This is a genomic window from Streptomyces roseolus, from assembly GCF_014649855.1.
In the GTDB taxonomy this organism is placed as follows: domain Bacteria; phylum Actinomycetota; class Actinomycetes; order Streptomycetales; family Streptomycetaceae; genus Streptomyces; species Streptomyces roseolus.
In genome coordinates this window covers 220899-237227 of sequence record NZ_BMTV01000001.1, presented here as the reverse complement: position 1 = coordinate 237227, position 16329 = coordinate 220899, and the positions used below count along the sequence as shown (strand labels likewise).

Sequence of the window (16329 nt, the reverse complement as noted above, 5' to 3'; positions counted from 1 at the left end):
CGCACGTGGACGCAGAACTGACCAACAGGAGCCGGGACGCGCTGAACGCGGCGAGCAGCCGCGCCGTGTCCCAGGGGCACGCCGACCTGACCCCCGCACATCTTCTTCTGGCGCTGCTGGCCGGTCAGGACAACGAGAACATCACCGATCTGCTCGCCGCCGTCGAGGCCGACCAGGCCGCCGTCCGCACCGGGGCCGAGCGGCTGCTCGCCGCCCTGCCCAGCGTGACCGGCTCCACCGTCGCGCCACCGCAACCGAACCGCGAGCTGCTCGCCGTCATCGCCGACGCCGCCGAGCGCGCCAAGAAGCTCGGTGACGAGTTCCTGTCCACGGAGCACCTGCTCATCGGCCTCGCCGCCAAGGGCGGGCAGGCCGGCCAGGTCCTGGACCGGCAGGGCGCGACCGCCCGCCGGCTCCAGGACGCCTTCGAGAAGGCCCGGGGAGGCCGCCGCGTGACCACCGCCGACCCGGAGGGCTCGTACAAGGCCCTGGAGAAGTTCGGCACCGACTTCACCGCCGCCGCCCGCGAGGGCAAGCTCGACCCGGTGATCGGCCGCGACCACGAGATCCGGCGGGTCGTCCAGGTCCTCTCCCGGCGCACCAAGAACAACCCGGTCCTCATCGGCGAGCCCGGCGTCGGCAAGACCGCCGTCGTGGAGGGCCTCGCCCAGCGGATCGTGAAGGGCGACGTCCCCGAGTCGCTGCGGAACAAGCGGCTGGTCTCCCTGGACCTCGGCGCGATGGTCGCCGGCGCGAAGTACCGCGGCGAGTTCGAGGAACGGCTCAAGACCGTCCTCTCCGAGATCAAGGAGAGCGACGGCCAGATCATCACCTTCATCGACGAGCTGCACACCGTCGTCGGCGCGGGCGCCGGCGGCGACTCCGCCATGGACGCCGGCAACATGCTGAAGCCGATGCTGGCCCGCGGCGAGCTCCGCATGGTCGGCGCCACCACCCTGGACGAGTACCGCGAGCGGATCGAGAAGGACCCCGCCCTGGAGCGCCGCTTCCAGCAGGTCCTGGTCGCCGAGCCGTCCGTCGAGGACACCGTCGCCATCCTCCGCGGCCTCAAGGGCCGGTACGAGGCCCACCACAAGGTGCAGATCAACGACTCCGCCCTGGTGGCCGCCGCGACCCTCTCCGACCGGTACATCACCTCCCGCTTCCTCCCCGACAAGGCCATCGACCTCGTCGACGAGGCCGCCTCCCGGCTCCGCATGGAGATCGACTCCTCCCCGGTCGAGATCGACGAGCTCCAGCGCTCCGTCGACCGGCTCCGCATGGAGGAGCTGGCCCTCGCCAAGGAGACCGACCCGGCCAGCGTCCAGCGCCTGGAGAAGCTCCGCCGCGACCTCGCCGACCGCGAGGAGGAGCTGCGCGGCCTCACCGCCCGCTGGGAGAAGGAGAAGCAGTCCCTCAACCGCGTCGGCGAGCTGAAGGAGAAGCTCGACGAGACCCGCGGCCGGGCCGAGCGCGCCCAGCGCGACGGCGACTTCGACACCGCCTCCAAGCTGCTCTACGGCGAGATCCCCACCCTGGAGCGCGAGCTCGCCGAGGCCACCGAGGCCGAGCGCGAGGTCCAGAAGGACACCATGGTCAAGGAGGAGGTCGGCCCCGACGACATCGCCGACGTCGTCGGCGCCTGGACCGGCATCCCCGCCGGCCGCCTCCTGGAGGGCGAGACGCAGAAGCTGCTCCGCATGGAGGACGAGCTGGGCCGCCGGCTCATCGGCCAGACCGAGGCCGTCCGGGCCGTCTCCGACGCGGTGCGCCGCACCCGCGCCGGGATCGCCGACCCCGACCGGCCCACCGGCTCCTTCCTCTTCCTCGGCCCCACCGGCGTCGGCAAGACCGAGCTGGCGAAGGCGCTCGCCGACTTCCTCTTCGACGACGAGCGGGCCATGGTCCGCATCGACATGTCGGAGTACTCCGAGAAGCACTCCGTCGCCCGTCTGGTCGGCGCGCCCCCCGGCTACGTCGGCTACGAGGAGGGCGGCCAGCTCACCGAGGCCGTCCGCCGCCGCCCGTACAGCGTCGTCCTCCTCGACGAGGTGGAGAAGGCGCACCCGGAGGTCTTCGACATCCTGCTCCAGGTCCTCGACGACGGCCGGCTCACCGACGGCCAGGGCCGCACGGTCGACTTCCGCAACACCCTCCTGATCCTCACCTCCAACCTGGGCAGCCAGTACCTGGTCGACCCCCTGACCGGCGACGAGGAGAAGAAGCAGCAGGTCCTGGAGGTCGTCCGGGCCAGCTTCAAGCCGGAATTCCTGAACCGCCTCGACGACCTGGTGGTCTTCTCGGCGCTCGACCGCGCCGAGCTGGGCCGCATCGCCCGCCTCCAGATCGACCGGCTCGCCCGGCGGCTCGCCGACCGCCGGCTCACCCTGGACGTCACCCCGGAGGCCCTGGAGTGGCTGGCCGAGGAGGGCAACGACCCCGCGTACGGCGCCCGCCCGCTGCGCCGCCTCATCCAGACGGCCATCGGCGACCGGCTCGCCAAGGAGATCCTGGCCGGCGAGGTCCGCGACGGCGACACCGTCCGCGTGGACCGCTTCGAGGACGGGCTGATCGTCGGCCGGGCCGGGTAGGGCCGTGGGTGCGGATCCTGTCAGCCCGCAGCGGATCCGCACCGGCGGGGCTTGCCACGGACCGGCCGGGATGGGGGAGGATGGCGACATCCGTACGAAGGGAAATTCACGGTGAGCATCGACCCGTCCTCGATTCCGAATTTCGGGGGACAGCCCCAGCCCCAGGCAGGACCGGCGGGCCCCGTCGTCCCCGACCAGGACCTGGTGAAGCAGCTCCTGGAGCAGATGGAGCTCAAGTACGTCGTCGACGACGAGGGCGACCTCGCGGCGCCGTGGGAGGAATTCCGCACGTACTTCATGTTCCGCGGCGAGAACGAGCAGCAGGTGTTCTCGGTGCGCACGTTCTACGACCGTCCGCACTCCGCCGACGACCGCGTCAAGATCCTCGACGCGATCGACGACTGGAACCGCCGCACCCTGTGGCCGAAGGTCTACACCCACCTGCACGAGGAGGAGGACGGCTCCGCCACCCTCCGCCTCATCGGTGAGGCGCAGATGCTGATCGGCACCGGCGTCGCCCTGGAGCACTTCGTCTCCTCCACGGTGAGCTGGGTCCGCGCCTCCATCGAGTTCGACAAGTGGATCGTCGAGCAGTTCGGTCTGGCCTCCCCGGAGGAGAAGACCGAGGGCGACGAGGCCTGAGCCCCGTCCCCCGCGCGCCGGAAGCCGGGTCCCCGCACGGGGGCCCGGCTTCCGGCGTTCTCACCCCAGCCGCTTCAGCCGGGAGACCGCCTCCTCCAGGACGTCGGTCCGCTTGCAGAACGCGAAGCGGACGAAGGGGGCGCCCGCCTCGCGGTGGTCGTAGAAGACCGCGTTCGGGATGGCGACGACACCGGCCCGCTCCGGCAGCGAGCGGCAGAAGGCGAAGCCGTCGTCGGCGCCGAGGGGGCGGATGTCGGTGGTGACGAAGTACGTTCCGCGCGGGCGGTAGACCCCGAAGCCGGCCTCCTCGAGGCCCTCGCTCAGCAGGTCCCGCTTGGCCTGGAGGTCGGCGCGCAGGCCGTCGTAGTACGCCTCCGGGAGGCGCAGGGCCTCGGCGACCGCGTACTGGAAGGGGCCGGAGGAGACGTAGGTGAGGTACTGCTTCGCCGAGCGGACCGCCGAGGTCAGCTCCGGGCTCGCGGTGGTCCAGCCAACCTTCCATCCGGTGAAGGAGAAGGTCTTGCCGGCGGAGGAGATGGAGACGGTGCGCTCGCGCATGCCGGGGAGGCTCGCGATCGGGACGTGGGCGGCGCCGTCGAAGACCAGGTGCTCGTACACCTCGTCGGTGGCCACGAGCAGGTCGTGCTCGACGGCGAGCGCGGCGATGGTGCTCTGCTCGTCGGGGGTGAGGACCATCCCGGTCGGGTTGTGCGGGGTGTTGAGGAGCAGGAGGCGAGTGCGCGGGGTGATCTTGGATCGCAGTTCGTCCAGGTCCGGGCGGAAGGACGGGGCGCGCAGGGTGAGCGGGACGCGCTTCGCGCCGGCCATGGCGACGCAGGCCGCGTAGGAGTCGTAGAAGGGCTCGAAGGCGATCACCTCGTCACCGGGCTCCAGCAGCGCGAGCATGGTCGCCGCGATCGCCTCCGTCGCGCCAGCGGTGACCAGTACTTCCGTGTCGGGGTCGAGGCTCAGGCCGTAGAAGCGGTGCTGGTGGTCGGCGATCGCCTGGCGGAGCTCCGGGACGCCGGGGCCCGGCGGGTACTGGTTGCCGCGGCCGTCGCGCAGCGCTCGTACGGCGGCCTCACGTACGGACTCCGGGCCGTCGGTGTCCGGGAAGCCCTGGCCCAGGTTGATCGCGCCCGTCGCTGTCGCCAGGGCCGACATCTCCGCGAAGATCGTCGTCCCGAGCCCGTCCAGCCTGCGGTTCAGCAGTGGCCTGGTATTCATCGCTCCACCGTTCTCACTCGGGTACCCGTTGAGTTTGCAGGCCCCATCCTGACTCATCGAGGCTCTCCATCCCACGTGGTGCCGGGAGGCTGAGGCCCTGTTCCTCCGGCTCTCGGAGCACACCGGCCTTCGCCGTGATGTCGCGCAGGAGAGTGTCCCGCAGTGCGTGCAACGTCGCGATCTTGGAGACGAGGAGTCGTGCCGTAGCATGCAGAGGCTCGACGACCCGGTGGAAGTCGGCGCGCGTGAAGTGATCCGGCCAAGTGAGAGCCAGGGATTTCAGGCGGAGGGCGGAGATCTCGCGGCGGTTCTGGCCCTGCGCGAGTTCCGCGATCGCCTTGCTCCGGCTTCTGAGCTCGTGGAGAAGCCACCACGCGTCCTCGTCGTCCAGGGGCCGCACGGCGACGACGCTTCTGAGGGGGGTCGCCGCCCGGCTGGACACGGCGATGTGCGCGCCGTCGGAGCGGGTGCTGAGCATGAAGGTGCCCGGAGGGTGTACCGCGCCGTCGCGCGCCGGCCCGGTCAGGCGGAACCGGTGGACGTGGGGCACGGGAAGGTCGTAGAGGTCCCTGGGTGCGATCACGTCGATGGTCGGATCCGCAGGTGCCGGTGGGAGTGAGCTTTCGGAACCGGTACCCGACTTCAGACGGGCGACCTTTGCCAGCGGTCGTGAGCCCCAGGGCGGACCTGAAGCCGCCACCGTGTTGTGGAGTGCGTCGGCCAGTTCCATTGTCTTGCGCGCGGTTAGCTGGTAGACGGCGGCCGTCTCCTCGATGAGGGTGAAGGCCCGGTGGTAGTGAGTGATGACGTCGGGCGGCGGCAGTGGGAACAGCATGCGACGGAGGGTGTCGAGGCTTACGGTCGGCTCGACGTGGGCCGTCACGTCCTCATCGATCCGGGCCTTCGCGGTGGGCGTCTGCAACCAGATGTGCAGCCACCGCACAAGGCGCGGCTCCGCGCGGATGATGCCGATCGACCGGGCTGCGGGCCACCCCGCGTGCTCGGAGGTGACCAGCGCGGAATCCCCCGCGCGTCTGACGAGCACGACCGCCAGGTCACCCTCCCTGAGGCTGGCTCGGGTACGTGGAGGTACACCCGAAACCCACTCGTTGGTCCGGGGAGAGAGGATCTTGCCGTCCCGGACGAAGGTCGAGCTGACCACTCCTGGGGTGCTCTCTGCGGTCTTGTCGTCGAGGAAGCCACAGGCTGTGTGGATGTTGTGGCCGAGTCGTTCGAGCCCGCGGAGAGAGACCGTCGGCCATGCCGACGTACCCGTGTCGGCCTGAGGCGTACCGGCTCCCATCAGATCTCCTCCAAGGCGTCCAGCAGTCGCAGTTCAAGATCGTGCATGTGGGCCAGGTGATCGGTCAGCTCGAACTTGAGCCGCTCGATGTGGCTCCGCGTGTCCCGCTCCGGGCTCGGCGGTTCCACGGCGTACGAAGTCGGCATGAGGCTGTACTCGTGGCTCGTGATCTCCTTGGTGGAGCAGCTTTGGGACCAGCCGGGGACGTCGCTGTACGGCAACGCTGCGGCACCGCTCTCGGAGAGGCCCCGCCAGGCTGCGAGAGTGCTCAGGATTCGGGCAGTGTTCTCCTCGCCCAGCCGCCGTGACCTTGAGTCCGGGACCCGTTCGTAGGCGCGCCGCGCGTTGATGAACAGCACCTGGCCGCGACGGTCCGAGGAACCCCAGCCGGGTCGTGCGCGCTTGTCCTTGTTGAGCACCCACAGACAGGCTGTGGCCTTGGAGGGGCCGAACACGCGAGGCGGTAGCGCGATCACGCACTCGACGAGGTCGGCATGCAGTAGACGTTCGCGGAGTCTTCGGGGTGCGGACTGTCGGCTGGTGGCCATGCTGTCGGCCATCAGGAAGACGGCTCGTCCCGCCGGCGCCAGTGCATGCGCGATGTGCTGGATCCAGGCGGCGTTGGCGGAGCCCCGGGGCGGAGGTTCCTCCGGCCACCGCGGATCGGCGGCGGTGACGGAGCGCAGTGGCCGGCCGTCGCCCGGTTCGGCGTCGCCCTCGGGCGCCCAGGCGGATTGGTTGAAGGGGAGGTTTGCCAGAACGATGTCGTGGCGCTCGGGTTCGGGATGCGCGAGGCTGTTCCCGGGCGGGAAGATGCGACCCCTGATGCCCCGAACCGCGAGGTTCATATGGGCCACCTGAGAAGAAGGGGCGTGCTGTTCCTTACCCTGCAGGAACATGGTCGGGTTGAGTCCGACACGCTCGTGGACGTAGCGATGGCTCTCGACCAACAGACCACCTGAGCCGCAGACCGGGTCCAGCACGCTGTTCCCGTCCTGCGGTACCGCCGCGCCGACCATGAGGCGCGCCAGGTCGCCGGGTGTGAAGTAGTTGCTGCCGTCGGCCTGGGCCGCTGAGAGGTCTCGCAGACACTTGTCGAGCAGAGGGGAAACCTGCTCGGTGGAGCCGATGGCATGGATGAGAGCAGGCAGATGCCTGGTGGAGCTGGCGGGGAGTTCGGGCACAAGACGCATCGCTCCCGCGTCCGGGTCCTCGATGGAAGGGAGCCAGTGGGCCAGGCACTCGATCACGGCCCTGCGGACTTCCGAAGGATTTTCCGTAGCGCGATTCACCAACCACGCCCATGTCGGAACCCCGGGCCTGGTGGCGTCCCGCGGAATCCGGCTCAGGTACAGCAGGCCGAGGACGAGCCGGGCAGCCTCGGCCGAGTGCATGAACCGGGAGAGCTGCGCGAGCTGTTGGGACATCTGCTCAAGCGTCTGATCGGATGGGGAGGGGCGCCCGGTCCGCGCTGCGCGCCCTCGGGCCGTCATGTCGCTCATGCGCCCACCACACCCAAGGCGGTCAGGACGACGATGAGGAGCGGCAGAGCGACGGCGAAGGTCTTGGCGCCCGACTTGACGGCCTCGGTTCCCCGCCCTCCTTCCATGACGGCTACGAGGCTGCCCGCAAGGGCGGCTACGAGGGCTCCAAGGAGCGCGATCATCACGTACATCAATTTCAGCTGCACGTTCGGTTCCTTCCCGAGGTCGATGGGTCTGCCAGCCGCGTGATCCCTGGCTGCAGGAAGGACAGTAGGAGAGGCAGGCCGTACGCCGCAGCGAGCACGTCGTTTGGGATTTTCTTAGGCGCGCGTCCAAGATTCAAGCCCCTATGGAGGAGTGCACGCCATTTGGGTTTCTTGATGAAGCGGGAGCTGGGGCTTGGACGTCCAACGCGACCCGCATCCGTAACAGGTAGGTCAGCAAGCCTTGCCCCAGCCGACCTTCCAGCCGGTGAAGGAGTACGTCTTGCCGGCCGAGCCGATGGTCACCGTGCGCTCCCGCATGTCGGGGAGGGTGGCGATCGGGACGTGCTCGGCGCCGTCGAAGAGCAGGTGCTCGTAGACCTCGTCGGTGACGACGAGCAGGTCCCGCTCGACGGCGAGCTCGGCGACGGCGGTGAGCTCGGCGCGGGTCAGGACGGTGCCGGTGGGGTTGTGAGGGGTGTTGAGGAGGAGGAGCCGGGTGCGCGGGGTGACCGCGGCCCGCAGCTCGTCGAGGTCGAGGACGTAGCGGCCCTCGCGCGGGCGGAGGGTGACCGGGACCCGGGTGCCGCCCGCCATGGCGACGCAGGCCGCGTACGAGTCGTAGTACGGCTCCAGGGCGACGACCTCGTCGCCGGGGCCGACCAGGGCGAGGAGGGCCGCCGCGATGGCCTCGGTGGCGCCGGCGGTGACGAGGACCTCGGTGTCGGGGTCGTACTCCAGGCCGTAGCGGGCGTGCTGGTGGTCGGCGATCGCGGTGCGCAGCTCGGGGACGCCGGGGCCGGGCGGGTACTGGTTGCCGCGGCCGTCGCGCAGGGCGCGCACCGCCGCCTCGCGGATCTCCTCGGGGCCGTCGGTGTCGGGGAAGCCCTGACCGAGGTTGATCGATCCGGTCCTGGCGGCGAGCGCGGACATCTCGGCGAAGATCGTGGTCCCGAACTCCGCGAGCCGGCGGTTGAGCAGCGGTCGTGTCATGGCGGTCATCCTGGGCCGAAGCTCTGGACTTGCTCAAGTGGGCTTTGGGCGCGGGACGGGGTGGGAAACCCCCGGGCAGAGGCGGCAGGGCGCCGCCGTACGGGGGGTGATGAGGATGACGTTCCTGGTCATCACGTTCGTGATCGTGGCGGTCGTCGGCATCGCGGTGTCCGCGGACGGCAGGAGCAGGGGGAGGAAGCGGCGCCGCGGCTGGTCCGGCGGCGGGGACGGGGGCGGGAGCGGCTGCGGCGCGTCGAGCTCGTGCGGCTCGAGTTGCGGGGGAGGCGGTTGCGGCGGCGGTTCCTAGGAGTTCAACGGGTGCGGGGCAGGGCGGGATTGGCGTCATGAGCACCGCTGTCGGTCGCTCAGCGATCGATTCTGTTTGAACAATTGAACTGTTGGGTCCCCGAAGGGGATGGAAACCAAGGCAAGTTGGGTAAAAACGCTGCGAGTCGCCCGGAGTACGTGGTTCTCTCGCTCGTGTCAGAGACAGCCCTCGGACCGTGTGTGGACCCGAGCCGGTGCCTCCCCCCACTCCCGTCGAACCCTCTCCGGGGCGCCCCCGGCCCACCCGTCAAACCGTGTTTGCGGAGCCGACCCATGCTCACCACCTTGAAGACCTCCTACACCGACACGCGCGCGGCCGACCTGGCCTGGGCGCTGGGCCGCGAGCCGCTGCCCGCGCTCGCCGTGCTCGATCTCGAACTCTCCGGCGCGAAACTGCAGTTGAGACTGCTCGGCGCCTCCCATCAGGTCCTGCTCGAAGAGGAGGGCCGCCACTGCTCCGAGACCGTCGCCTGCATGCCGGGCAGCAGCACCCCGCTGCCGCTCGGCGTCTCCAAGCGCGTCGGTGAATGGGAGTACGAATTCGCGGCGCGCGTCGAGACGCTCACGCAGGGCTCCTTCGCGGGCCGGGCGCAGGAGTTGCTCGCGCTGGTCGCCGACCATCCGCACGGCCTGGCCGGCACCTTCCCCGGCTCGCCGCACGCCTTCACCGCGATGCTGGCACAGCGTCACGAGGGTCAGGTGCGCTGGCGGACCTGGCACGCCTACCCGCAGGAGGGCCAGCTCGTGGTCACCCGTACCAGGATCGGCGCCCGTATGCCCGCCACACTCTGATGCGCCTCTCCGGCGCCTCAGGTGCACTCGTGTGGGTGACAAGGGGCGAGGAGGTCGTGACGTAGCGTTACGGCATGATCGAGCCGACCGCGACCCTGCCACCCACGAGGGTGCGCCGACCGCCGCCGCGGCCGCGCACCACGGTGCGGTGGCCGGTCCTCGCGGTCGTCTTCGTCTGCGCCGCCTGTGGCCTCGTCTACGAGCTCGAACTCGTCGCCCTCGCCTCGTACTTGATCGGAGACTCGGTCACCCAGGCGTCCGTCGTGCTGTCCGTGATGGTCTTCGCGATGGGCCTCGGCTCGCTGCTCGCGAAGCGGCTGCGCTGCCGCGCCGCCGTCGGCTTCGGCCTCGTCGAGGGCGCCCTCGCGCTCGTCGGCGGCACCTCGGCGCTGGTGCTGTACGCCTGCTTCGCCTGGGTCGGCGCCTCGCGCGGCGTCCTGGTGGCCTTCTCGCTCACCATCGGGATCCTCATCGGCGCCGAGATCCCGCTGCTCATGTCCCTCATACAGCGGGCGCCGGAACGGTCCGTCGCCACCGGCCGGCCGCGCCGGGCGGGGCGCGCCGCCCGGGCCGGCGACCCCGACGACCCGGCCGGCACGGTCGCCGACCTGTTCGCCGCCGACTACGTGGGCGCGCTCGTCGGCGGCCTCGCCTTCCCCTTCCTGCTGCTGCCCTGGCTCGGCCAGCTCACCGGGGCGCTCGTCACCGGCGCGGTCAACGCGGTCGCGGGCGCCGCCCTCGTGCTCTGGTTCTTCCGCCGCGACCTCACGACCCGCGGCCGGGCCCTCGTCATCGGCGTCAACCTCGCCGTCCTCGGCGTGCTCGCCACCGCGACCGTCCTCGTCGACGACTTCGAACAGGCCGCCCGCCGGGCCGTGTACGGGGAGCGGGTGCGGGTCGCCGTCCACACCGAGATCCAGGAGGTGGTGGTCACCGGCGGTCCCGAGGGCCCGCTCGACCTCTACCTCGACGGCCGGCTGCGGATCGCCGGCGAGGACGAGTACCGCTACCACGAGGCGCTCGTCCACCCCGCGATGAACGGGCCGCACGCGCGCGTGCTCATCGTCGGCGGCGGCGACGGCCTCGCGGCCCGCGAGGTGCTCCGCCACCCCGGCGTCCGCTCCGTCACCGTCGTCGAGCTCGACCCCGGTGTCGTCCGGCTCGCCCGCACCGACCCCGCCCTCGCCGCGCTCAACGGGCACGCCTTCCGCGACCCCCGCGTCGAGGTAGTCCACGCCGACGCCTTCCACTGGCTGAGGGGCGCCGCCGGGCACGTGCAGGAACGGTACGACGTGGTGATCTCCGATCTGCCCGACCCCGGGATCACCCCCAGCACCAAGCTCTACTCCCAGGAGTTCTACGGCCTCGCCGCGGGCGTCCTCGCCGACGGCGGACGGCTCGTCGTGCACGCCGGGGCCGCCACCGACCGGCCCCGCACCTACTGGACCGCCGACGCCACCCTGCGTGCCGCCGGCTACGCCACCCGGCCGTACAGCACCGAGGGCCGCGCCTCCGGTTTCGCCGCCGGACCCGACCGGGCCGGACGGGCGGGCACGGGACGCGAAGGGCCCGGCGACTGGGGCTTCCTGCTGGCCGTCCGCGGCGACCGGCCGCCCGTCCTCGGGCTCGCCTCCGACGGGCCCCCGCTGCGCTCCCTCGCCCCCCGCGACCTGCCCGCCGCCGCCCGCCGCGCCGAGCGCACCCGGCTCACCGGCCTCGCCCCCTCGACGCTGGTGCACCCCCGGTACGGCAACTGAGCGGAGGACCCGGTGGGCGGGTTCCGCCGCGGAACGGGCGACGCCGGGCGCCCCGCTGAGTAGGCTCGGGCCCCATGGAGCATGAGGTGTTCGTCCCGGTCCCGGCCGAGGCCCTGCGGGCCGTCCTCACCGACCCGGCGCGGGTGGCGCGCTGTGTGCCGGGCCTCCAGCGCGACGCCTCCGCGGACCCGGAGGACGCCTCCCCGGCGGCGCGGGACATCGTCGGGAGGCTCCGGCTCCGGGTCGGCGGGCACACCATCACCTACCGCGGCGGGCTGCGGATCGTCGAGCGGGACGGTGCCATCACCTACGAGGGCGAGGGCACCGAGGCCCGCGGCAAGGGCGCCGCGGAGGTCTCCCTGACCGTCGTCCTCACCCCGGCGGCCGAAGGCACCGGACTCAGCTTCACCGGCGCCCTCACCGCCACCGGCCGGCTCGCCGAGGAGCCCGAGGAGGCCCGCGACGCCGCCCGCGACCGCCTCCTGGACGCCTTCGTGGAGTCCGCCGCGACCCTCGCGGCCGAGCTCGCCGCGGAGCGGGCCCCCGACGGCGACACCTCCTTCGGTACGGGCACGGGCGCCGTCGGCGGCGCGGACACGGCCGGCCGGGACGGGGCCGGCGCGGACGGCGGATCCGGCGGCGAGGAGGCCGGTTTCGGCGAGGCGCCGGGCTTCGACGAGGAAGCCGTCTTCGACGCGGAGGCCGTCTTCGACGAGGAGTCCGGCTTCGGCGACGACGTCCGCCTCGAACCGGCCGCCGCCCAGGAGTTCCCCGCCGCGAAGCCCGCCGCCGAGGCCGCCCACGCCCGCCGGACGATGATCGGCCGGAGCGCCGAGGAGGTCGACCACGCGCCGCCGCGCGGCCGGTACGCCCCCGTGCCCGCCCCCTCGCCGAGCACCGCCGGCGCCACCCTCCGCTGGGTCGCCCCCGCCGCCGCCCTCGCCCTCGCCTCCGTGGTCGTCGTCACCCGGGCGCTGCGCCGCCGCCGCTGAGGGGCCCCGGCGGAGGACCACGTCGAACCCCGGCGAAGCCGCCGCGTCGCACTCCGGGAAAGTCCCGCGTTGAAACGGTCCAATCCGGCGCCCGCCAGGACTTAGGGTCGGGGCGTGAGCAACCTGACGCGACTGACGGCGGGCGACGCCGAGCTGACCATCAACGCCGCACGCGGCGGCCGGATCGAGAGCCTGCGCATCGCGGGCACCGAGGTCCTGAAGCAGGGCGAGCGCTACGGCAGCTTCCCGATGGTGCCCTGGTGCGGCCGGACCGAGAACGGCCGGTTCCGCGACGGGGCGACCACCCACCGGCTGCCCGTCAACGCGCCCCCGCACGCCATCCACGGCACCGTCCGCGACCGGGCCTGGACGGTGGCACGGGCCACCGCCACCGAGGCCGTCCTCACCTGCGAGCTCGACGACCCGTGGCCGTACAAGGGGCGCGTCACCCAGGTCCTCGAACTGGCCGAGGACCGGCTGACGCTGAAGTTCGGGGTGGAGGCGTACGACGACTCCTTCCCGGCGCAGGCCGGCTGGCACCCCTGGTTCCTGCGGAACCTCGGCGCGGGCGGCGAGGACGTCCGCCTCGACTTCACGCCCGGCTGGCAGGAGGAGCGCGGCGAGGACCACCTGCCCACCGGCCGCCGCATCCCTCCGCTGCCCGGCCCCTGGGACGACTGCTTCGGCATGCCCGAGGGCGTCGACGTCACCCTCACCTGGCCGGGCGAGCTGGCGCTCACGGTGAGCAGCCGTGCCGAGTGGGTGGTGATCTACGACGAGCCCGAGGACGCCGTCTGCGTCGAGCCGCAGTCCGGCCCGCCGAACGGCCTCAACACCCACCCGCGCCTGGTCACCCCCATCGACCCGCTGGAGGTCGAGAGCGTCTGGGCCTGGCAGCGGCCGTGACCTCGGCGCCCTTAAGCTCGGGGCATGACTGACGTACGCGCTGAACTGCTCCAGCAGATCAAGGACAAGGCCGTGGTGCACGGCAAGGTGACCCTCTCCTCGGGTCTGGAAGCCGACTACTACGTGGACCTCCGCCGGATCACGCTGGACGGGGCGGCGTCGCCGCTGGTCGGCCAGGTCATGCTCGACCTGGTCAAGGACCTCGACTTCGACGCGGTCGGCGGCCTCACCCTGGGCGCCGACCCCGTCGCCACCTCGATGCTGCACGCCTCCGCCGCGCGCGGCGAGCGCCTGGACGCCTTCGTCGTCCGCAAGGCCGCCAAGGCCCACGGCATGCAGCGCCAGGTCGAGGGCCCGGACATCAAGGGCCGCCGGGTCCTGATCGTCGAGGACACCTCCACCACCGGCGGCTCCCCGCTGACCGCCGTCGAGGCGGCCCGCGCGGCCGGTGCCGAGGTCGTCGCCGTCGCCACGATCGTGGACCGCGCCACCGGCGCCGGCGAGAAGATCAGCGGCACGGCGGGCGTCCCGTACCTCTACGCCTTCGCTCTTGACGAGCTCGGACTCGCCTAGTCGCACGGACGAACCGCCGCGAAGTCGTGACGTAGGTCCCGGATCTCGCCGTGTACGGTTCTGACCTGCGCTTTTGTCGAAAGGCGGGGTGTTTCACGTGAAACACCCCGCCTTTCGGCGTGCGGTGCCCGTGGGAGCCCGTACAAGAGTCTGGAAAGATGGCACCGACGATGACGTCGCCCTAGGTCAGGGATACAGCAACGCACACCCGCACATCACAAGGAGCGGACGAATGCCCATCGCAACCCCCGAGGTCTACGCCGAGATGCTCGACCGGGCGAAGGCTGGCAAGTTCGCCTACCCGGCCATCAACGTGACCTCCTCCCAGACCCTCCACGCGGCGCTGCGCGGGTTCGCCGAGGCCCAGAGCGACGGCATCATCCAGATCTCGACCGGTGGCGCCGAGTTCCTGGGCGGCCAGTACAGCAAGGACATGGTCACGGGCGCCGTCGCCCTGGCCGAGTTCGCCCACATCGTCGCCGCGAAGTACGACATCACCGTCGCGCTGCACACGGACCACTGCCCGAAGGACAAGCTGGACGGCTACGTCCGCCCGCTGCTCGACATCTCCGCCGAGCGCGTCAAGGCCGGCCGCGACCCGCTCTTCCAGTCGCACATGTGGGACGGCTCCGCCGAGACCCTCGCCGACAACCTGGCCATCGGCCAGGAGCTGCTCGCGAAGGCCGCCGCCGCCAAGATCATCCTTGAGGTCGAGATCACCCCGACCGGCGGCGAGGAGGACGGCGTCAGCCACGAGATCAACGACGAGCTGTACACCTCCGTCGACGACGCCATCCGCACTGCCGAGGCCCTGGGCCTGGGCGAGAAGGGCCGCTACCTGCTCGCCGCCTCCTTCGGCAACGTGCACGGCGTCTACAAGCCGGGCAACGTCGTCCTGCGCCCGGAGCTCCTCAAGGACCTCCAGGCCGGTGTCGCCGAGAAGTTCGGCCAGGCGTCCCCGTTCGACTTCGTCTTCCACGGCGGCTCCGGCTCGACCGCCGAGGAGATCGCCACCGCCATCGAGAACGGCGTGGTGAAGATGAACCTCGACACCGACACCCAGTACGCCTTCACCCGTCCGGTCGTGGACCACATGTTCCGCAACTACGACGGCGTCCTGAAGGTCGACGGCGAGGTCGGCAAGAAGTCCACCTACGACCCGCGCACCTGGGGCAAGCTCGCCGAGGCGGGCATGGCCGCGCGCGTCACCGAGGCGTGCGAGGCGCTGCGCTCGGCCGGCAAGAAGCTGAAGTAAGCCGTGACCGAAGGGCCCGGCATCCCCGCGTGGATGCCGGGCCCTTCGCGTACCCGAGGGGAAGGGGAGTGAGGAGCCCGATGGACGACTTCGACGAGATACGGGACCGGCGGGGCACCTGGTCCGTGCAGTGGGACGGGATCGCGGACCGCTTCGGCGTCTCCGACCTGCTTCCCTTCACCATCTCCGACATGGACTTCGCCTCCCCGCCCGAGGTCCTCGACGCGCTGCGCGCCCGGATCGACCACGGTGTCCTCGGCTACACGGACTGGCGGCTCGGCGGGTCCGAGGGCTTCCGGGAGGCGGTGCGGCACTGGTACGCGACCCGGTTCGACACCGCGATCGACATCGAGTCCCTGGTCTACGCGCCCTCGGTGCTCAGCCAGCTCTCCCAGCTGCTCCAGATGTGGACCGGGCCCGGTGACGGCGTGGTCGTCCACACCCCCACGTACGACGGCTTCCGCAAGGCCGTCACCGGGCTCGGGCGCGAGCTGCGCGGGGTCCCGGTCGGGGACGCGGAGGCCCTGGAGCGGGAACTGGCCCGCCCGGACAGCCGGATGCTGCTGCTCTGTTCCCCGCACAACCCGACCGGCCGGGTGTGGACCGAGAAGGAGCTCACCGGCTTCCGCGAGCTGGCCGAGGGGCACGACGTGACCGTGGTCAGCGACGAGATCCACGCCGACCTGACCGCCGACGGCCACCGCCACGTCCCGTGGAGCCGGATCGCCGAGCCCGGCCGGGGCCGCGGCTGGGCGCTGATCACCTCGGGGACCAAGGCCTTCAACTTCCCGGCGCTCTCCGGCTCGTACGGCATCATCGGCGACCCCGACGAGCGGACGGAGTTCCTGCGGCGGATGGAGACCGCCGAGGGCCTCGCCTCTCCGGCCGTCCTCTCCCTCACCGCCCACATCGCCGCCTACCGGCACGGCGCGCCCTGGCTCGACGGGCTCCGCCGCTATGTCGCCGGAACGATGGCGATGGTCGGGGAACGGCTCCGCGCCGGTCTGCCGGGGGTCGACTGGACGCCGCCGCAGGCCGGCTACCTCGCCTGGATCGACCTCCGGCCGCTCGGCATCGACGAGACGCGGCTCCAGGAGGAACTGGTCCGCACGGAGAAGGTCGCGATCATGCCCGGGGGCACGTACGGCACCCCCGGCTTCGTCCGGCTCAACGTGGGCTGCCCCCGCGCCAAGGCCGAGCGGGGCGTGGACGCGCTGGTCAGGGCGGCGGCGCGGCTGCGGACCGACGGTGTCTGAGGAGGCGGGAGCTCCCGGGACGGGGGAC

General features: G+C 71.6%; 13 protein-coding genes and 1 pseudogene. 9 read left to right on the top strand and 5 right to left on the bottom strand.

Translation table 11 applies throughout. The features are described 5' to 3' along the window. Positions 1 to 5: 5 nt before the first annotated feature. Together clpB and IE245_RS01065 are read left to right on the top strand one after the other, a co-directional pair. Positions 6 to 2591, top strand: coding sequence for an ATP-dependent chaperone ClpB (gene clpB / locus IE245_RS01070; RefSeq protein WP_189944641.1), 2586 nt, complete (start codon positions 6 to 8; stop codon positions 2589 to 2591). 111 nt (positions 2592 to 2702) lie between these two features. Continuing rightward, a complete protein-coding gene (locus tag IE245_RS01065) occupies positions 2703 to 3233 on the top strand; it encodes a type III secretion system chaperone family protein (RefSeq protein WP_189944640.1) in 531 nt (176 codons plus the stop codon). 60 nt (positions 3234 to 3293) lie between these two features. Here IE245_RS01065 and IE245_RS01060 read toward each other — a convergent pair whose 3' ends face one another. From IE245_RS01060 to IE245_RS01040, 5 genes and pseudogenes are all read right to left on the bottom strand, one after another. Continuing rightward, a complete protein-coding gene (locus IE245_RS01060; RefSeq protein WP_189944639.1) occupies positions 3294 to 4460 on the bottom strand; it encodes a pyridoxal phosphate-dependent aminotransferase in 1167 nt (388 codons plus the stop codon). 13 nt (positions 4461 to 4473) lie between these two features. Further along, on the bottom strand, positions 4474 to 5763 hold the full coding sequence (locus IE245_RS01055; protein ID WP_189944638.1) for a restriction endonuclease subunit S domain-containing protein: 1290 nt from the start codon (positions 5761 to 5763) through the stop codon (positions 4474 to 4476). After that, positions 5763 to 7190: an N-6 DNA methylase gene (locus IE245_RS01050; protein ID WP_229851022.1), complete on the bottom strand. Its 1428-nt coding sequence runs from the start codon at positions 7188 to 7190 to the stop codon at positions 5763 to 5765. The genes IE245_RS01055 and IE245_RS01050 overlap by 1 nt, the downstream gene beginning before the upstream one ends. Positions 7191 to 7261: 71 nt before the next feature. Then, positions 7262 to 7453, bottom strand: coding sequence for a hypothetical protein (locus IE245_RS01045; RefSeq protein ID WP_189944636.1), 192 nt, complete (start codon positions 7451 to 7453; stop codon positions 7262 to 7264). A gap of 246 nt (positions 7454 to 7699) precedes the next feature. Then, positions 7700 to 8452 (bottom strand): annotated as a pseudogene (locus tag IE245_RS01040) (aminotransferase class I/II-fold pyridoxal phosphate-dependent enzyme); the annotation flags it as partial. Between the two features lie 591 nt (positions 8453 to 9043). On the opposite strand from IE245_RS01040, the gene IE245_RS01035 reads away from it, so the two are divergent. The 7 genes from IE245_RS01035 to IE245_RS01005 all read left to right on the top strand — a co-directional run bounded on the left by IE245_RS01035 (position 9044) and on the right by IE245_RS01005 (position 16301). Further along, positions 9044 to 9562, top strand: a complete 519-nt coding sequence (locus IE245_RS01035) for a DUF2617 family protein (RefSeq protein WP_189944635.1) — start codon at positions 9044 to 9046, stop codon at positions 9560 to 9562. Positions 9563 to 9636: 74 nt separating this feature from the next. Further along, on the top strand, positions 9637 to 11319 hold the full coding sequence (locus tag IE245_RS01030) for a polyamine aminopropyltransferase (protein ID WP_189944634.1): 1683 nt from the start codon (positions 9637 to 9639) through the stop codon (positions 11317 to 11319). A 74-nt stretch (positions 11320 to 11393) separates the two neighbouring features. After that, positions 11394 to 12311 carry an SRPBCC family protein gene (locus IE245_RS01025; RefSeq protein ID WP_189944633.1) on the top strand — a complete coding sequence of 306 codons (918 nt, stop codon included), beginning with the start codon at positions 11394 to 11396 and terminating at the stop codon, positions 12309 to 12311. 114 nt (positions 12312 to 12425) lie between these two features. Continuing rightward, the gene (locus IE245_RS01020; RefSeq protein ID WP_189944632.1) at positions 12426 to 13217 is read left to right on the top strand and encodes an aldose epimerase family protein; all 792 of its coding nucleotides are present in this window, start codon (positions 12426 to 12428) and stop codon (positions 13215 to 13217) included. Positions 13218 to 13241: 24 nt separating this feature from the next. Further along, entirely contained in the window at positions 13242 to 13790 is a 549-nt protein-coding gene (gene pyrE, locus IE245_RS01015) for an orotate phosphoribosyltransferase (RefSeq protein ID WP_189944631.1), read from the top strand. A 232-nt stretch (positions 13791 to 14022) separates the two neighbouring features. After that, positions 14023 to 15045: a class II fructose-bisphosphate aldolase gene (fbaA, locus tag IE245_RS01010; protein WP_189944630.1), complete on the top strand. Its 1023-nt coding sequence runs from the start codon at positions 14023 to 14025 to the stop codon at positions 15043 to 15045. Between the two features lie 80 nt (positions 15046 to 15125). Next, the gene (locus IE245_RS01005) at positions 15126 to 16301 is read left to right on the top strand and encodes a MalY/PatB family protein (protein WP_189944629.1); all 1176 of its coding nucleotides are present in this window, start codon (positions 15126 to 15128) and stop codon (positions 16299 to 16301) included. The last annotated feature ends 28 nt before the right edge of the window (positions 16302 to 16329 follow it).